Below are 16817 nucleotides of genomic sequence, written 5' to 3'. Positions count from 1 at the left end.
AGCCGGCCCGGCGGGTCACTCCTGCCACCAGTCCTCGTCGTCCTCGTCGGACTTCTTGCCCTGGGGGGCCTGCTTGGCCGGCGCGGCCTTGCCGGCGGGCTGGGCGGGCTGCTGCTTGGGCTGGGCCTGCTGCTGCGCCGGGGCCGGCTTCGGCTCGGCGGCCGGGATGGCCGCCTTCTCCGGCGGCGCGGCCAGCTCGGGCTCGCCGCCGCCCATCGCCGGGGCGACGCCGCCGATGAGCTGGCGCAGCTGGTTGAGGTGGCTGGTGATGCTGTCGCGCTGCCGGGTCAGCTCGTCGACCTGGCGCTGCGCGGCGGTGCGGACGCGGTCGGCCTCGGCCTTGGTCTCGGCGAGCAGCTGCTCGGCCTGCGACTTGGCCTCGGCGATGACGTTGTCGGAGTTCTTGCGGGCGTTGGCCATGAGCTGCTTGGCGTGCGAGTCGGCCTCGCGCCGCGTCTGCTCGGCCTGCTGGGTGGCCTTGGCGGCGCGCTGCTCGGCGGACGCGGCGCGCTGCTCGGCCTCGGCGACCAGCTTCTGCGTGGCGGCCTGCGCGGCGGCGTGCCGCTCGGCGTCCTGCCGGTCGGCCTCCTCGCGGCGGGCGGCCAGCTGGATCTCGAACTCGGCCTCGGCCTGCGCCCGCTGCGCCTCGCTCTCCTCCAGGATGCGCTGCGCCTGCGCGCGCATCTCGTCGGCCTGCCGCTTGGCGGTCGTGAGGATCTCGTCGCGCTCGCGCTTGGTGGACGCGCGCAGCTGCGCGACCTCGCGCTCGGTGGTGGTGCGCAGCTTGGCGATCTCGCGCTCGGCGGCGGCGCGCTTCTCGGCGACCTCGTGGTCGGCGGTGGCGCGCAGCTTGGCGACCTCGCGCTCGGTCGTGGAGGTCAGCTCGTCGGCCTCGCGGCGGGCGGAGGTGCGCACCTCCTCGGCCTCGCGCTCGGCGGACTGCCGCATGTCGTCGCCCTCGCGCTGGGCGGTGGCGCGCAGCTCGGCGGCGTCGTTCTCGGCGGTGGCGCGCTGCTCGGCGGCGTCGACCTTCGCGGCGGCCTTGATCTCGTTGGCCTCGGACCGGGCGGCCTGGACGAGTTCGGTGGCCTGCTCCTCGGCGAGCCGCAGCAACTGCTCGATGCGGGCACCGAGACCGGAGTAGGTGGGACGTTCCTGCTCCTGCAGCTGGCGGTGGGCGTCCGACAGCTCCCGCTGCAGGGCCTGGGACTGCTCGCGTGCCTGCCGGCCCTCGTTCTCGAGCTGTTTGATGTGCTCGTCGACCTGGTGCCGGTCGTAGCCACGGAGCACCACGTCGAAATCGCGCGGGGGCGTGTCCTCGAAGAAGTTGCTGAGCTGGGCGTCGATGTCGGACTGCATAGGGCTCAATCCTGATGTGACGGGGCTACGGGTGGTTCCGGGGACCGGTTGATCGCCTGGCATGAACGGGCGCCATGAACGTGCGCAGTGCCCCAGACCTCTTCCGGTGGATGAAGCGTACTCCGGACACTGCCGTGTTGGGGGCTCATCTTGACGCGCTGCGTGGTTTGTCCCAGTTTGCGGTTACGGCGTCCGGTGCCCCAGGTGCCCAGGTACGGGGGCCGCAAATGCACCAGATGTGTCCGAATGCTCACAGAGCGGCGGTCTTGCACCCCGCCGCCCCCCGAGGTGATATCGAACACGTCACGATCCGATCGCGCCCGCGCCGCGCCCCGTCCCGCCGGACCGCGCGGCCCCCGCGGCCGCCCGCTAGGCCTTCTGGACGAGCTCCGTCAGCACGCCGTGGCAGTCCTTCGGGTGCAAAAAGTTGATCAAGGACCCCATCGAGCCGTTCCTCGGCGCGTCGTACAGCACCCGGACGCCCCTGCCCGCGATCTCCGCGGACTCGTCCGCGACGGCCCGGTCGGTGCCGAACGCGATGTGGTGCACCCCCTCGCCGTTCTTCGCCAGCCACTTGGCGACGGCCGAGTCGTCCCGGATCGGCTCGATCAGCTGCAGGTAGCTGGCCGCGCCGTCGCCGGTCTCGTTGATCTTGAGCATGCACTCCCGGACGCCCTGCTCCTCGTTCACCTCGAAGTGCGCGTCGGTGAAGCCGTAGGTCGCCTTGTAGAACTCGACGGTCGCCTCCAGGTCGTGACAGGCGATGCCGATGTGGTCGATACGGGTCAGCATGGGTCTTTCTCCCTATGGACGGCCAGACGGGGGCGAACGGCTGCGTGCGCCGCTTCCCTGGGTATGGTGGCAAACGTCGCCGCAGCACCATCCTGGAGGCCCCCTCATGACCGCCACGTCCGTGATCGTCGCCGGAGCGCGCACCCCCGTGGGGCGCCTGCAGGGCGCGCTGAAGGACTTCTCCGCCGCCGACCTCGGCGCCCACGCGATCAAGGCGGCGCTGGAGCGGGCCGGCGTCACCGGCGACCAGGTGCAGTACGTGATCCTCGGGCAGGTCCTGCAGGCGGGCGCGGGGCAGATCCCGTCCCGGCAGGCGGCGGTCAAGGCCGGCATCCCGATGAACGTCCCGTCCATCACGATCAACAAGGTCTGCCTGTCCGGGCTGGACGCGATCGCGCTCGCCGACCAGCTCATCCGGGCCGGCGAGTTCGACATCGTCGTCGCGGGCGGCATGGAGTCGATGACGCAGGCCCCGCACCTGCTGCCGAAGTCCCGGGCCGGCTACAAGTACGGCTCGATCGAGGTCCTCGACCACATGGCCTACGACGCGCTGACCGACGCGTTCGACGGCATCGCGATGGGCGAGTCCACCGAGCACCACAACGCCAGGCTCGGCATCTCCCGCGAGGAGCAGGACGAGTTCTCCGCGCGCTCGCACCAGCGCGCCGCCGCGGCCATCAAGAACGGCGTCTTCGACGACGAGATCGCCCCGGTCGAGATCCCGCAGCGCAAGGGCGACCCGATCGTGTTCGCCAAGGACGAGGGCGTGCGCGCCGACACCACCGCCGAGTCGCTCGCGCGGCTGCGCCCCGCGTTCAGCAAGGACGGGACGATCACCGCCGGCTCGTCCTCGCAGATCTCCGACGGCGCCGCCGCCGTCGTCGTGATGTCCAAGGCGAAGGCCGAGGAGCTCGGCCTCACCTGGCTCGCCGAGATCGGCGCGCACGGCAACGTCGCCGGCCCGGACAACTCGCTGCAGTCCCAGCCGTCCAACGCCATCAAGCACGCCCTCGGCAAGGAGGGCCTGACCGTCGACGACCTCGACCTCATCGAGATCAACGAGGCGTTCGCCTCGGTCGGCATCCAGTCGATGCGCGACCTCGGCGCCGGCCCCGAGAAGGTCAACGTCAACGGCGGCGCCATCGCGCTCGGCCACCCGGTCGGCATGTCCGGCGCCCGCATCGCGCTGCACCTCGCCTACGAGCTCAAGCGCCGCGGCGGCGGCGTCGGCGCGGCCGGCCTGTGCGGCGGCGGCGGCCAGGGCGACGCGCTGATCCTGCGCGTCCCGAACGCGTAACGCCGGACGGGCCGAGCACCCCTGAGCAGGCTGCTCGGCGCTGGTCGCGGGCTTACTGGGCGTTGGGCTGCTGGACGGTGACCGTCTTGAAGCCCAGCGCCCTCAGCATGTTCTCCAGCATCCGCTTGGTGTTGGCGTCCGCCTGGGCGGCGAGCCTGCTCTGCTGCGCCGCCGTCTGGATCTTCTGGCTCGCCAGGACGTACAGCTGCTGCTGGTTGTCGGGGTTGCTGCTGAAGAAGTCGCCGAACCGGTCGAACAGGCCGCGCTCGGTCGCGTAGACGTAGCTGCGCTTGGTGTCGAGGTTCGTCGGCTCCAATCGGGCGTGCGGCAGCGAGATGATCGCCGCCGTCCGGTCGGAGTTCACCTTCACCGCGCCGGAGCCGACGGCGGAGAAGTCCACGTAGGCGTCGACGGAGCCGTTGCCCACGAACAGGGTGCGCTTGCCGCGCAGCGAGGACGGCAGGAACTTCGCGTCCTTCTCCAGGTCGACGACGACCTGGAAGTTGCCGCTGGCGGCCTCGTAGCGGTTCAGGTCGCGGATCGACTGCAGCAGCACCGGGCCGCTGCGGTCCTTGGTCTCCTCGTGGAACGGGTTCATCCAGTGCGGGAGGCCGTGCAGGACCCGCTGCCCGACGAGGACGACCACGACGGTCGCCACGACGAGCACGAGACCGGTGAGGGCACCGCGCCGGGGGACGGGTCGCACGCGCTGGGGGGCGGGCTCGCGGGCCGCGTCGTTCTTCGGCATGCTCCCCACATTCCCGGACTTACCGCCCACTCACCTCATCCCGGCGACTCCGCGGCCGGACGCGGCGTGCGCGCGACGTCCGGATCGTCCGCCGCGTGCTCCACCTCCATCAGCGACTCGCTGCGCAGATGCGCCTCGTGGGCGGCCCGACCGCCGCGCACGCCGAACAGCCGTTTGGTGACGATGATGTAGACGATCAGACCGATGTTGATGGCCAGCGCGCCGATCCGCAGCACGGTGACCTTCTCGGACAGCTCGTAGATCTCCACCGGCAGGCCGAAGCACGTCGCGACGACCGCGAAGTACTCGCCCCACCGCTTCAGCAGCCACAGCCCGACCGCCTCGATGATCTCGATCGCCGCGTACACCAGCAGCCCGATCGCGAGCCAGCGCAGCGTCTTCTCCTCCAGCCCGAACACGTGCCGGATCGAGGTGACGACCTTGGAGTGGTCCAGGTCCCAGCCGAACTGCTTGGCGATCGGCCGCAGCAGCGGGATCTCCTTCTCGAAGACCTCCTCGATGGAGCCGCGGCTCTGCGCGAACCGCCACACCCCGTACGCCGCCACCGCCACGATCAGCCCGCGGATCAGCCGCTCCACCGCGAAGAACCGCATGATGAAGGCGTCGCGCAGCTCCTTGCCCCGCTTCACCAGCGGCGCCCGCTCGGCCGGGCCGGAGCCGTGCGGCTCGCCGTGCACGTACGCGCCGCAGCGCAGGCACCGCCACGCCTCCCCGACGGGCGACGCCACCATCAGCCGCTCGCGCAGCGGCACCTCGTCGGGGGCATAGGTGACGTGCCCCTTGCGCGCACAGGTCAGCAGGCTCCAGTCCACCCGGACACCTTAGAGCGGTCGGGCGGCCGACATGTCGTCCCATCTTGGTAACGGTCCCTGAGGGCGTTGTGAGCAGGGCCATAGCCATGGCCGAAACCGGGAACGGCGGCGGGGCGTTGAGCGGTTCGTGGACATCGTGCGCGCTTTCCGGGTCGTCTCCATCGCCGAGGCGACCTCTTTCCTGGTCCTGCTGCTCATCGCCATGCCGCTGAAGTACGGCGCGGACCTGCCGGTGGCCGTCAAGGTGATGGGGCCCATCCACGGCATCCTGTTCCTCGGCTACGTCGGGCTGGCGTTCTTCGCGGGCGAGAAGCTCGGCTGGGGGCTCAAGCGCACCGTCCTCGCGCTCGTCGCCGCGGTGCTGCCCGTCGCGCCGTACTTCGTCGAGCGGAACTGGGCCAAGCCGGCAGGCGCGGCCGGCGCCGAGCCGCAGCCCGCCGGACGCGCCTGAGCGATCACGGCTTCCGCGTGACCGCGGCCGGTCGGGGGTCCGCCGCGGTCACACGGGGGGACGGCCCGTCCAGGCGCGGGGACGGCCCGTCCGCGCGGGGCGGCGCAGGGACGGCCCGGTGGGCGTCGCGCGCCACCCGTCCCGGCTGCCGGTGCACCCGCCTGGGCGCCGGGCGGAAGTCCGCCGGGCCCAGCGCGCACGACCGGTAGCCGGCGAAGTGCCGGCGCAGCCAGACGCGCCGCCGCTCGTCGCCCCAGGACGCGAACCGCCGCGCCGCGCGCGCGTCGCCGATCGCGGGCGGCTGCTCGCCGAGCAGCCACGCGTCCACCAGCGAGCCGTAGCCGCGCGGCCGACCGGGCGCCGCGCACGCGCTCGCGTTCAGCAGCCCGTCCCTGATCTGCCGGACGGCCCGCTCCTGGTAACCGGGCGCCAGGTCCTCGTCGAGGTGGATGCCGGCGACGCCGTCCGCCACCCCGGCCGGCAGCCAGTCCGGGAGCTGCTCGACGCGGGTGAACGCGCCCGGCGTGCCGCTCAGCCGCGCCGCGAGCGGCGTCACGGCGTTCATGAGCGAGGGCAGCGCCGCGCGCAGCGCCGGATGCACGCACACGGTCAGCGGCCACTCCCGGCACACCCGCGCCGCCGGCGCCGGCGTGACCGTCCCGCCCGCGTCGCGCAGGCCGAGCGTCGCGCCGCCGGTCGCCGCCAGCGCCAGGGCCAGCGGCAGGACGAGCAGCAGCCGCCGCGTCGCCCACAGCACGTACCCGAGGACCAGCGCCGCCGTCAGCCCCGACGCCCACAGCATCTGGTAGGCGAGGACCCCCGCGCGCAGCGTGGTGAACAGCTGGATCCGGTTGAACCCCGCCGGGGGGAGCAGGCTCAGCCACGACGTCCCCGGGGCGCGCAGGGCCGCCCAGAGCGCCGTCACGGCGAGCACCACGGCCGCCGTCGCCCGGTGCGGGACGACCCGTCCGGCCAGGTAGCCGACCGCGACGTGCAGGACCAGCGCGCCCGCCCCCGCGACCACGCCGAGCGGATGCGGGTGCCCGGCCTCCTGCCGCAGCAGCGTGACCGCGACCACCAGCGCGGTCACCACCAGGTAGGACGCGAGCGCCGCCGCGGAGAGCAGCAGCAGGTCGAGCAGCGCGCCCGTGGCGGGCGAGCGCGCCGTCAGGTCGCGCAGGTAGTCGAGCGGGCGCTCCCGCACGGCCGTCCACGCGGCCAGCCCGGCCGCGGCCGGGCCGAGGAACCGCACCGCGTTGACCAGCGCGACGACGGAGTTGTCCCAGTAGGCGACCGAGGGCAGCAGCGGCGGGCCCGCCGCCGCCGTCCCGACCGCGGAGAGGACCGGCACCGCGACCAGCAGTGCCGAGCGGCGGGCGTCCAGCCGGAGCACCCGACCGAGGTCAGACACCGGCGCCGCTCCCCGCGGCGGCCCGCCTCGACCGCAGCCTCGCCACCGGCAGCGCCACCTGCCGCAGTGCCGCCGGACCCAGCGCGGCCGGACGCCGCGCGACCGACCGCAGTGCCGCCGACCGCAGGGCCGCCGACCGCAGTGCGGCCGGGCGCAGGGCGGCGGGGCGCAGGTTGACGTGGGGCAGCGCGAGCCGTGCCGGCCGCCGCTTCGGCCCGCCGCGCCGCGACCGGCCCGCCCTGCCGCGGGCGTGGCCCTTCGGGGTGTGCCCGGCCGTGCTCTCGGGGTCCGCACCGGCCGCGGCGCGGTGGTCCGCGGGTGCGCGGCCCGCGCCGGCCGGCAGATCGGTTCCCAGCAGGCGTCCGGTCGCGCCGCTCTGGTCCGCGGGACGGCCCGGCTCGGTGCCGTGGCCGGCTCCCGTGGGGTCGTCGGCGGCCCGGCGTACGGCGCCCGGACGGTCGGCGGCGGCGCGGCGGTCCGCGGCCGAGCGGCCCCGGCGGGCCGACGCCGAATGCGTGGGCTGCTCGCTGAGCCTGCCGCGCGCCAGCGTGAGCAGCCGGTCGCACCAGCCGGTGAGCGTCTCGGTGTCGTCGGCGCTGACCAGGACGGTCGGCGCCAGCGAGCGCAGCACCGGCACCAGCTCGGCCACCGCGGCCGAGAACGCGGACCCGCCCGGGCCCGCCGCGCCGGTCGGCCACGGATCGGCCGCGGCGCGCAGGTCGCCGAACGGGTCGTCCAGGACCAGCAGGTCCGGGCCGTGCACGCAGGCGGCGGCGAGGCCGGCGCGCAGCCGGACGTCCGGCGGCAGCAGCGACAGCGCCGTCCCGGCGGCCTCGGCGAGGTCCAGCCGCTTCATGATGGACCGTGCCACTGAGGTGCTCGTGCGCTTGTAGTACGCCGCGTACGCGACGAACTCGCCCGCCGTCATGCTCTCCGCGCGGGAGAACCGGGCCGGCAGGTAGCCGATCCGGGCCCGCGCGGCGCGCAGGTCCGCGGCATTCGCTATGTCGTGCCCGAGAATGTGAAGCACGCCGGAATTGGGCCGGCGCAAGGTCGCGAACGTGGCCAGCAGAGTGGATTTACCGACACCAGGTGGACCGGCGAAGCCGACCACGCCTTCGGTCACGCCGAAGGTCACCGGGCGCAGGAGCCACCGCCCCCCGCGGCGGACACCCATTCCTCGGGCCACGATCGCGGAATGCTCCGCGATCACTTGTTTCCCCCCGTTGCTCGTCATGCGAGCGCGACGGTCGTCCGAGCCGGGCCGGTGGCCGCTCCCGGCGCCACACGGCGCCCGTCCTCCGCCGGGCCGGCCGAATCGGCGGGGCCCGGGGCACCGGATCTCTTTTGCCGTCGCACGATGCATCGACATCGCGACTATAACCGGGCTTGGTGATGGCTGTCAGCAATCTTTTTGCCTTTACGGCAGGACGCCTGGATTCTTTGCCTTCCGACCGAAGGTGAGAATTCAAAAAAGGTGGACAATTGCGTTGGCATCCCTCGGAACGGGGCGTCGCGGTCGGGGCCGCGCGGCGGCGCCGGCCGCCCCGGCCGCGCGGCGCGCTCCGCTGCGAGCGGACGGGCGCACAGGCGGGGGCGGTCATGGGGCAGGATGGACCCATGCCTTCTCGGGACTTTTCGTTGCACGGGGCCATCGACCTGGGGGCTCGCCAGGCGGCCACCAGGAAGCAGCAGGAGCGCCGGGCGCAGGCCGCGCAGGCCGGCGCGGCGCCCGCGGGCGGTCCGGCCGGCCCGGCCGGTGCCGCACCCGCCGGCGGGCCCCACGTCGTGGACGTCACCGACGAGACCTTCAACACCGAGGTCGTGGAGCGGTCGCAGAGCGTCCCGATCCTCGTCGACTTCTGGGCCGACTGGTGCGGGCCGTGCAAGCAGCTCGGCCCGATCCTGGAGAAGCTCGCCACCGAGGCGGCCGGCAAGTGGATCCTCGCCAAGGTCGACATCGACGCCAACCCGCAGCTCGGCGCGTACATGCAGCAGATGGGCGTGCGCGGCATCCCGTTCGTCGCGGCGGTCGTGGCGGGGCAGCTGCTGCCGTTCCTGAACGGCGCGGCGCCCGAGCCGCAGGTCCGGCAGGCGATCGACCAGCTCTTCGAGGCGCTGCGGCAGGAGGGCATCCTGCCGGAGGGCGCCGAGGGCGAGGCCGCGGCGCCCGGCGAGGCGCCGTCCCCGGCCGACTCGGTGTACGCCGAGGCCGAGGACGCGCTGCAGCGCGGCGACCTCGAGGGCGCGAAGGCCGCCTTCGAGCGCGTCCTCGCCGCGAACCCGCGGGACGGCCAGGCCAAGCAGGGCCTCGCGCTCGTCGGGCTGAGCCTGCGGGTGGAGGCGCTCGACCCGGAGCGCGCCGTGCAGGAGGCGGCGGACAAGCCCGGCGACGTGCGGGCGCAGATCAGCGCGGCGGACGTGGAGATGGTGTCCGGCCGGATCGAGGAGGCGTTCGCGCGGCTGCTCACCGCGGTGCGCGGCAGCGCCGGCGACGACCGCGACGCGGCCCGCACGCACCTGCTGTCGCTGTTCGAGCTGCTGCCCCCGGAGGACCCCCGCATCACCAAGGCCCGCCGCTCCCTCCAGTCCGCGCTGTTCTAAGGACACCGGCCCAGCGGGCTCGCCTGGGGCTCGCCCGCTGACCGTGCTCGGGCGAGCGCGACCTCGCTTCGCGAGCTTCCCGGTGGGGCTCGCCTTCGGCGTCGCCCCACCGGTCAGATAACGCGCTCGCGTGATGGCTGGGCGTCGCGATCGCCGTGTCAGACGGGGAATGTGGCGGGTTCGGAGCCTTGGAGCGGGGCGAATCGGGCATGTAGCGGGTGTGAGCGCCCGTGTCGTGACGATCTCCGCCGCGTTCGGCGCGCGGGGCGACGTGGTCGGCCCCGCGGTCGCCGAGCGGCTCGGGCTGCCGTTCCTCGACCGGGCCATTCCCGTGCGGGTCGCCGGCGAGATCGGCTGCACGCTGGAGGAGGCGCTCGCGCACGACGGGCGCGCCGAGAGCGGCATCGGCCGCATCCTCGCGGGCGCGGCGCGGCTGCCGAACGTCGCGCTCGGCGCGATGGACGTCTACCTCCCCGAGCAGGCGATCATCCGTCCCGAGGAGTTCGTCGAGCACACCGAGCAGGTCATCCACCAGGCGGCGGAGCGCGGCGGGGGCGTGCTGCTCGGCCGCGCCGCGGCCGTCGTGCTGGCGGGCCGTCCCGGGGTGCTGCACGTCCGGCTGGACGGCCCGCGCGACCGGCGCCTCGCGGTCGCCGCGGACGCGCTGGCAAAGAGCGCCGCGGGCGAGGCGAGGCCCGCTCCGGGCGGCCGCCGGGGCCGCGCCGCAGGCGGGATGCGGGGCCCGGTCGGCGCGAGCGGGACGCCGGACCGCGATGTTGAGCGTATGCTCGATGACAACGACCGCGCCCGCACGGCCTACGTGAAGCACTTCTACGGGGCCGACCCCGCCGATCCGCGGCTCTACCATCTCGTGATCGACACCACGAGGCTGCCCGCATCCGCCGCCGTCGACCTGATCGCGGTCGCGGCGCGGGCGCTGTGAGCCGCCGGCGGAGAGGGCGGCGGCCCCCGGGCGTCCCGTGCCCCATGGGACGTGGCGGCCGGGACGAGGACGTACCCGGTAGCTAAAGGGAGCAGGTTGTCGTGGCGAGCGTGCCGAGCGTTTCGTACTCCATCACCGTCCGGCTGGAGGTCCCGGCCGGTGGCCGGGCGGTCAGCCAGATCACGCACGTGGTCGAGAACGCCGGCGGCATCGTCACGGCCCTCGACGTCAACACCGCGGGCCACGAGACGCTGCGCATCGACGTGACGATCGCCACCCGCGACACCCAGCACGCCGAGGCGATCTCGAGCGCGCTCGAGAAGATCGACTCCATCAAGATCCACAAGGTCAGTGACCGGACCTTCCTGATGCACCTCGGCGGCAAGATCGAGATGCAGTCGAAGGTGCCGCTGCGCAACCGCGACGAGCTGTCGATGGCCTACACCCCCGGCGTCGCCCGGGTGTCCCTGGCGATCGCCCGCAACCCCGAGGACGTCCGCCGGCTGACGATCAAACGCAACAGCGTCGCGGTCGTCACCGACGGGTCGGCGGTGCTCGGCCTCGGCAACATCGGGCCGGAGGCGGCGCTGCCGGTGATGGAGGGCAAGGCGGCGCTGTTCAAGCGGTTCGCCGGGATCGACGCGTGGCCGATCTGCCTGGACACCCAGGACACCGACGAGATCGTCCGGACGGTGCAGATCCTCGCGCCCGCGTTCGGCGGCATCAACCTGGAGGACATCTCCGCGCCGCGCTGCTTCGAGGTCGAGCGGCGGCTGCGCGAGCTGCTGGACATCCCGGTGTTCCACGACGACCAGCACGGCACCGCGATCTGCGTGCTGGCGGCGCTGACCAACGCGCTGCGGGTCGTCGGCAAGGACATCGGCGCGGTCCGCATCACGATGGCGGGCGCGGGCGCGGCCGGCACCGCGATCCTGAAGCTGCTGATGCACGCCGGCGCGCGCGACCTGATCGTCTGCGACTACCGGGGCGCGGTGCACAAGGGCCGCGACGACCTGGACGACTCGCTGCGCTGGATCGCCGAGCACACCAACACCGCCGGCTACTCCGGTGACCTGCGCGGCGCGGTGAAGGACGCGGACGTGTTCATCGGCGTCTCCGCGCCGGGCATCCTGAACGGCGACGACATCGCGACGATGAACAAGGACGCGATCGTGTTCGCGCTGGCGAACCCGGAGCCGGAGGTGTCGCCGGACGAGGCGCGCGAGCACGCCGCCGTCGTCGCGACGGGCCGCAGCGACTACCCGAACCAGATCAACAACGTGCTGGCGTTCCCCGGCGTCTTCCGCGGGCTGCTGGACGCGCAGGCCGACGGGGTCACCGAGGTGATGCTGGCGGCGGCCGCGCAGGCGCTCGCCGAGGTCGTCACGCCGGGCGAGCTCGGCCCGAACTACATCGTGCCGAGCGTGTTCCACCCGGAGGTGGCGTCGCGCGTCGCGGGCGCCGTCCGCGAGGCCGCCGGCGGCCGCCCCCGCACGGAGGCATGACGCGGGCGGTGCCACTGTGGGGGGACGACCCCCCACACCCCCCGGCTGACGACTGACGGCGCCTTCCGCTCCGCTGGAGCTCCGCTCCAGGCGCCGTCAGTCGGCCTTCTTGGCGAAGACCTGGTCGCGGCGGCGGGGCCAGATCCCGCCGTACCAGAAGATGACCACGCCGGTGAGCATGACGCCGACGCCGGTCGCGGCCCGGGCCCACAGGACGGTGTCCGGGCCGGTGTGCGGCAGCTTGGTCGGCGTGGTCTTGTGCGGCGCGGCCCCGGCGTGCTTGCAGTTCGCGGTGAGCGAGCGGGTCTCGATCTGCTTGTTCGCCCAGTCGACCTGGACGAGCGTCCGCCGGTCCTCCTTCAGCTCGACCGTCACGGTCTTGCTGTCGCGCGCGTTGACGGTGGCGGGGACGGTGGCGGAGTCGTCGTTCTTGAGGACGGTGAAGTCCTCGCGCTGCGTCCCGGTGTTGCGGACGGTGACGCGGACGGACCGCGACGGGCACGACACCGACCCGATGGTGGCGGTGACGGGCTGCGGCGCGGCCGTGCTGGTCGGGCTCTTCGACGGCGTCTTGGACGGCTTGTGCGTCGACTTCGTCGGGGAGGGCGTCGACCCCGAGCCGCTGGGGCTGGGGCTCGCCGACGTGGACGTGGTGGACGACGCCCGCGCGCCCGAGCCCGACGACTTCATCAGGGCGGGGACGGCGATCAGTCCGCCGATGACGAGAAACACGGCGGCGATGATGACCCTGGGCAACTGCATCGCTGTCCTCCTGACCCGCGTGGGGGCGTGGTGCGGGCGGCCGGCTGATCCGGGATCATTCTCAGCCTAGGCGGTTGTGGTGCCGATATCCCCGTCGCTAGGAATGCCTAACAGGCTAACGAGCGGGGAGACGTGCCGTGGGAGGTCCGCGCAACGCATGATGGAACCCATGGAAGACGGCATCAGGGTGGGGCTTCTGCTGGTCGCGACACCTCAATTGGAGGATCCCAACTTCAGGCGCAGCGTCGTCCTGGTGGTCGAGCACGACATGGACGGGGGCACACTGGGGGTTGTCCTCAACCGGCCGACCGAGATCCCGGTCGACCGGGTCCTGCCGCCGTGGGCGGAGCTGGTGACCGGCCCGTCCGTGGTGTTCCAGGGCGGTCCGGTCGCGCTGGACAACGCGCTCGCCCTGGCCCGCCTGCCCGGCGAGGACGAGCCGCTCGGCTGGCGGGCGCTGGAGGGCGGCTCCGAGGTCGCCCGGGTCGGCCTGGTCGACCTGGAGGCCCCGCCGGGGCTGCTCGCGGCCGAGCTGCTGCAGCTGCGGGTGTTCGCCGGGTACGCCGGCTGGTCGGCCGGGCAGCTGCACGGCGAGATCGAGGACGGCGCGTGGTACCTGGTGCCGGCCGAGGCGGGCGACGTGTTCGCCGGCGACCCGGACCGGCTGTGGCAGGAGGTGCTCCGCCGGCAGGGCGGTGACCTGGCGTTCGTTTCGACTTTCCCCGAGGACCCGACGCTGAACTAAGGTGATGGACGTGAGTACGAAGATCCTTCCCGAGAGCGACACCCAGCAGGACGTCCGGCCGGACCTCTCGCACGGTGACGGCGACCACGAGCGGTTCGCCCACTACGTGAAGAAGCAGAAGATCACCGAGAGCGCGGTGACCGGCACGCCGGTGATCGCGCTGTGCGGCAAGGTCTGGGTGCCGAACCGGGATCCGAAGAAGTACCCGGTCTGCCCGGAGTGCAAGGAGATCTACGAGTCCATGCAGGGCGGCGGCAAGGACGGCGAGTGACGGCCGGCTGAGAGCCGGATGAGGGCGGCGCCGGGCCGGGGGGCCCGCGCGCGCCCGTGACGGTCCCGCGGTCGGGGTTCGCCGGCAGGGCGGACGCGCCACCGCGGGGCCTTCGCGTTCTCGGGGCCTTCGTGGTCCGGGACCACGCGTTTTTCGGGGCTGCTCATCCGGAGCGGTTTCCGCGGATCAGCTTTCCAAACGGGGACATACGGGGGACAGATGCGGCGGTTCGCCGGGGTTTCGCTGTGCGCACTGACGGTCACGGCGTGTGCGGTGTCGAGTTCGATGAGTGACGGCCCGCGCGCGCGGGCCAGGGCCGTCCGGGCGGGCGAGACCGCCGCCGCGGCGGGGAAGGACGGGTGCGGCCAGGGGACGGCTGGGGCGGCGGCGCGGGCGGCGCACCCGCGCGACCAGGACGGGGACCTGAGCCGGAGCCAGGTCGTCGCGATGCTCGGCGACCTGCGCCGGACGCTGCACGAGCGGTACGGGACGTCGGACGAGCGCCGGTTCGACTCGGCGCGGCGGCGGACGCTGGTGGTCCCCGTCCGGTTCCACGCCCTCTCCGCCGGGCGGACGGGGCGGCTGTCCGCGGCGTCCGTCCGAGGCCAGATCGCCACGCTGAACGCCGCCTACAGCGGGCGGACGGGCGGCGCCGACACGGGAGTCCGGTTCCGCCTCGCCGGCTACGACGTGACGAACAACGCCGCGTGGTTCCATCACCCGCGCAAGTACGAGAGCCGCCTCAAGCACAAGCTGCGCCGGGGCGGGCGCGGCACCCTCAACCTCTACACGGCGGCGGTGGGCAGCGACGTCCTCGGGTTCTCCACGTTCCCGCAGTGGTACCGCAAGAGCCCGCGCAAGGACGGCGTCGTCGTCGACTACCGGAGCCTTCCGCACGGGACGTACCGGCGCTTCAACCGCGGCTACACGGCCGTCCACGAGATCGGGCACTGGCTGGGGCTGCTGCACACGTTCCAGGGCGGGTGCACGCCGCCCGGCGACGGGGTGTCCGACACCCCGTACGAGGCGACGCCCGCGCAAGGATGCCCGCACTACAAGGACAGCTGCCCGCAGCGCGGCGACGACCCGGTGCACAACTTCATGAACTACGGGTTCGACTCCTGCATGCGGAACTTCACCCCAGGTCAGGGCCGCCGGATCCGGGCGGTGTGGGCCGCCTACCGGGCACCGCGGCACGGGCGCGCGGGGGGCCGGGCGCGGGTGCGCGGGAGTGTGGATCGCGGCACAGGAGGGGCGGGGACGGCGCGATCTGTCGGTGGGGCTCGGTAGCCTGCTATGACCGTGAGCACCTTCGCCGCATCGAGCATGCCCCCCGCGTTCCCCGAGCGGGCCGCCTGGGGGACCGCGCAATCCCTGCGCGCCTGGCAGCAGCAGGCGCTGGAGGCTTACTTCGGAACGGACGGGCAGCAGCCCGGGCCTCGCGACTTCCTCACCGTCGCGACGCCCGGCGCCGGCAAGACGACGTTCGCGCTGCGGCTCGCCCGCGAGCTGATGGAGCGCCGGGCCATCCAGGCGATCACGATCGTGTGCCCGACCGAGCACCTCAAGCGGCAGTGGGCCGAGTCCGCCGCCCGCGTCGGCATCAAGATCAACCCGGAGTACCAGAACGGCGACGGGCCGGTCGGCAAGGACTTCGACGGCGTCGCCGTCACCTACGCGACCGTCGCGGCGCGCCCAGCGCTGCACCGCAACCGCACCGAGTCCCGCAAGTCCCTGGTGATCTTCGACGAGGTGCACCACGCGGGCGACGGCCTGTCCTGGGGCGACGCCGTCCGGGAGGCGTTCGAGCCGGCGACGCGGCGGCTGGCGCTGTCGGGCACCCCGTTCCGCACCGACATCAACCCGATCCCGTTCGTCCGCTACGAGGAGGGCCCGGACGGGATCAAGCGCAGCCAGGCCGACTACACCTACGGCTACGGCCCGGCGCTCGCCGACGGGGTCGTCCGCCCGGTGATCTTCCTGGCCTACGCGGGCGAGATGCGCTGGCGCACCCGCGCCGGCGACGAGATCACCGCGACCCTCGGCGAGCCGCTCACGCAGGACCAGACCTCGCAGGCGTGGCGGGCCGCGCTCGACCCCAAGGGCGACTGGATCAGGCAGGTCATCGCCGCCGCCGACCGCCGCCTCACCGAGCTGCGCCGCGCCATCCCGGACGCGGGCGGGCTCGTCATCGCCACCGACCACGAGGCCGCCCGCGCCTACGCCAAGATGCTGCGCGCCGTCACCGGGCAGGGCGCGACGATCGTGCTGTCGGACGACCCGACCGCGTCCAAGAAGATCAAGGCGTTCAGCGAGACCGAGGACCGGTGGATGGTCGCGGTCCGGATGGTGTCGGAGGGCGTCGACATCCCGCGCCTGGCCGTCGGCGTCTACGCCACGTCCACCAGCACGCCGCTGTTCTTCGCGCAGGCGATCGGCCGCTTCGTCCGCGCCCGCAAGCGCGGCGAGACCGCGTCGGTGTTCCTGCCGTCGGTGCCGACGCTGATGGGGCACGCCGCCGAGCTGGAGGAGGAGCGCGACCACGTCCTCGAGCGGCCCGTCCGCGAGGACGGCCTGGACGACGACCTGCTCGCCGAGGCCAACCGCAAGCAGGACACCCCGGACGTCGGCGAGGAGCTGCCGTTCGAGACCGTCGAGGCGTCCGCGACGTTCGACCGCGTCCTGTACGACGGCGGCGAGTTCGGCATGCAGGCGCAGCCGGGCTCGGCCGAGGAGGAGGAGTTCCTCGGCATCCCGGGGCTGCTGGAGCCCGAGCAGGTGACGCAGCTGCTGCGCAAGCGGCAGGCCGAGCAGATCGCCAACGAGCGCCGCCGCAAGACCGGCGACCCGCGCGCCGACCGCGACGACCGCACCGCCGCCGAGGACCTGCACGCCCTGCGCAAGGAGCTGAACGGCCTGGTCAACGCGTGGAACCACCGCACCGGGCAGCCGCAGGGCGTGATCCACGGCCAGCTGCGCTCGGCGTGCGGCGGGCCGCCCGTCCCGCAGGCCAGCGCCGAGGAGATCCGCAAGCGGATCGGCAAGATCCGCGAATGGGCCGCCAAGCGCGCCTGACGCGCCGCGCCCGGCGCCGGG

16 protein-coding genes are annotated in these 16817 nt (G+C 73.5%); 9 read left to right on the top strand and 7 right to left on the bottom strand.

The features are described from left to right. Positions 1 to 15: 15 nt before the first annotated feature. Positions 16 to 1359 carry a DivIVA domain-containing protein gene (locus J4709_RS02630; protein WP_208236467.1) on the bottom strand — a complete coding sequence of 448 codons (1344 nt, stop codon included), beginning with the start codon at positions 1357 to 1359 and terminating at the stop codon, positions 16 to 18. A 369-nt stretch (positions 1360 to 1728) separates the two neighbouring features. Then, a complete protein-coding gene (gene mce, locus J4709_RS02625) occupies positions 1729 to 2151 on the bottom strand; it encodes a methylmalonyl-CoA epimerase (RefSeq protein ID WP_208236465.1) in 423 nt (140 codons plus the stop codon). 106 nt (positions 2152 to 2257) lie between these two features. On the opposite strand from mce, the gene J4709_RS02620 reads away from it, so the two are divergent. Then, positions 2258 to 3448, top strand: a complete 1191-nt coding sequence (locus tag J4709_RS02620; RefSeq protein ID WP_208236463.1) for an acetyl-CoA C-acetyltransferase — start codon at positions 2258 to 2260, stop codon at positions 3446 to 3448. Between the two features lie 52 nt (positions 3449 to 3500). On the opposite strand, the gene J4709_RS02615 is transcribed toward J4709_RS02620, so the two are convergent. Next, entirely contained in the window at positions 3501 to 4196 is a 696-nt protein-coding gene (locus J4709_RS02615) for a DUF4230 domain-containing protein (RefSeq protein WP_208236461.1), read from the bottom strand. A gap of 35 nt (positions 4197 to 4231) precedes the next feature. Further along, complete coding sequence (locus J4709_RS02610) at positions 4232 to 5029, bottom strand: DUF2127 domain-containing protein (protein WP_208236459.1); 798 nt, start codon at positions 5027 to 5029, stop codon at positions 4232 to 4234. Positions 5030 to 5156: 127 nt separating this feature from the next. Here J4709_RS02610 and J4709_RS02605 point away from each other — a divergent pair, with 127 nt between their 5' ends. Beyond that, positions 5157 to 5480, top strand: coding sequence for a DUF3817 domain-containing protein (locus J4709_RS02605; protein ID WP_208236457.1), 324 nt, complete (start codon positions 5157 to 5159; stop codon positions 5478 to 5480). A gap of 4 nt (positions 5481 to 5484) precedes the next feature. Here J4709_RS02605 and J4709_RS02600 read toward each other — a convergent pair whose 3' ends face one another. Together J4709_RS02600 and J4709_RS02595 are read right to left on the bottom strand one after the other, a co-directional pair. Next, a complete protein-coding gene (locus J4709_RS02600; RefSeq protein WP_208236455.1) occupies positions 5485 to 6891 on the bottom strand; it encodes a hypothetical protein in 1407 nt (468 codons plus the stop codon). Then, entirely contained in the window at positions 6884 to 8068 is a 1185-nt protein-coding gene (locus J4709_RS02595) for an ATP-binding cassette domain-containing protein (protein WP_232382924.1), read from the bottom strand. The genes J4709_RS02600 and J4709_RS02595 overlap by 8 nt, the downstream gene beginning before the upstream one ends. A 443-nt stretch (positions 8069 to 8511) precedes the next feature. Between J4709_RS02595 and J4709_RS02590 the strand changes: the two genes are divergently transcribed. From J4709_RS02590 to J4709_RS02580, 3 genes are all read left to right on the top strand, one after another. Then, positions 8512 to 9495 (top strand): tetratricopeptide repeat protein, encoded by a 984-nt coding sequence (locus J4709_RS02590; protein WP_232382881.1) that lies wholly within the window; start codon positions 8512 to 8514, stop codon positions 9493 to 9495. A 220-nt stretch (positions 9496 to 9715) separates the two neighbouring features. Next, entirely contained in the window at positions 9716 to 10438 is a 723-nt protein-coding gene (locus tag J4709_RS02585) for a cytidylate kinase-like family protein (protein WP_307800891.1), read from the top strand. A gap of 101 nt (positions 10439 to 10539) precedes the next feature. Next, positions 10540 to 11943, top strand: a complete 1404-nt coding sequence (locus tag J4709_RS02580) for an NAD-dependent malic enzyme (protein WP_208236450.1) — start codon at positions 10540 to 10542, stop codon at positions 11941 to 11943. A gap of 96 nt (positions 11944 to 12039) precedes the next feature. Here the strand turns inward: J4709_RS02580 and J4709_RS02575 are convergent, their stop codons facing one another. After that, positions 12040 to 12705, bottom strand: coding sequence for a hypothetical protein (locus tag J4709_RS02575; protein ID WP_208236448.1), 666 nt, complete (start codon positions 12703 to 12705; stop codon positions 12040 to 12042). 169 nt (positions 12706 to 12874) lie between these two features. Here J4709_RS02575 and J4709_RS02570 point away from each other — a divergent pair, with 169 nt between their 5' ends. The 4 genes from J4709_RS02570 (at position 12875) to J4709_RS02555 (ending at position 16796) form a co-directional block, all read left to right on the top strand. After that, positions 12875 to 13450, top strand: coding sequence for a YqgE/AlgH family protein (locus tag J4709_RS02570; RefSeq protein WP_208236446.1), 576 nt, complete (start codon positions 12875 to 12877; stop codon positions 13448 to 13450). A 4-nt stretch (positions 13451 to 13454) separates the two neighbouring features. Beyond that, complete coding sequence (locus J4709_RS02565; RefSeq protein WP_173099054.1) at positions 13455 to 13721, top strand: DUF3039 domain-containing protein; 267 nt, start codon at positions 13455 to 13457, stop codon at positions 13719 to 13721. A 285-nt stretch (positions 13722 to 14006) separates the two neighbouring features. Continuing rightward, positions 14007 to 15011 carry a zinc metalloprotease gene (locus tag J4709_RS02560; RefSeq protein ID WP_208236444.1) on the top strand — a complete coding sequence of 335 codons (1005 nt, stop codon included), beginning with the start codon at positions 14007 to 14009 and terminating at the stop codon, positions 15009 to 15011. Between the two features lie 36 nt (positions 15012 to 15047). Then, on the top strand, positions 15048 to 16796 hold the full coding sequence (locus tag J4709_RS02555; protein ID WP_208237125.1) for a DEAD/DEAH box helicase: 1749 nt from the start codon (positions 15048 to 15050) through the stop codon (positions 16794 to 16796). Positions 16797 to 16817 lie beyond the last annotated feature (21 nt).

Origin of the sequence: Actinomadura violacea (assembly GCF_017573465.1) — a bacterium.
In the GTDB taxonomy this organism is placed as follows: domain Bacteria; phylum Actinomycetota; class Actinomycetes; order Streptosporangiales; family Streptosporangiaceae; genus Spirillospora; species Spirillospora violacea.
The sequence above is the reverse complement of the archived record's forward strand: the minus strand, read 5'-3'. Positions and strand labels throughout refer to the sequence as shown.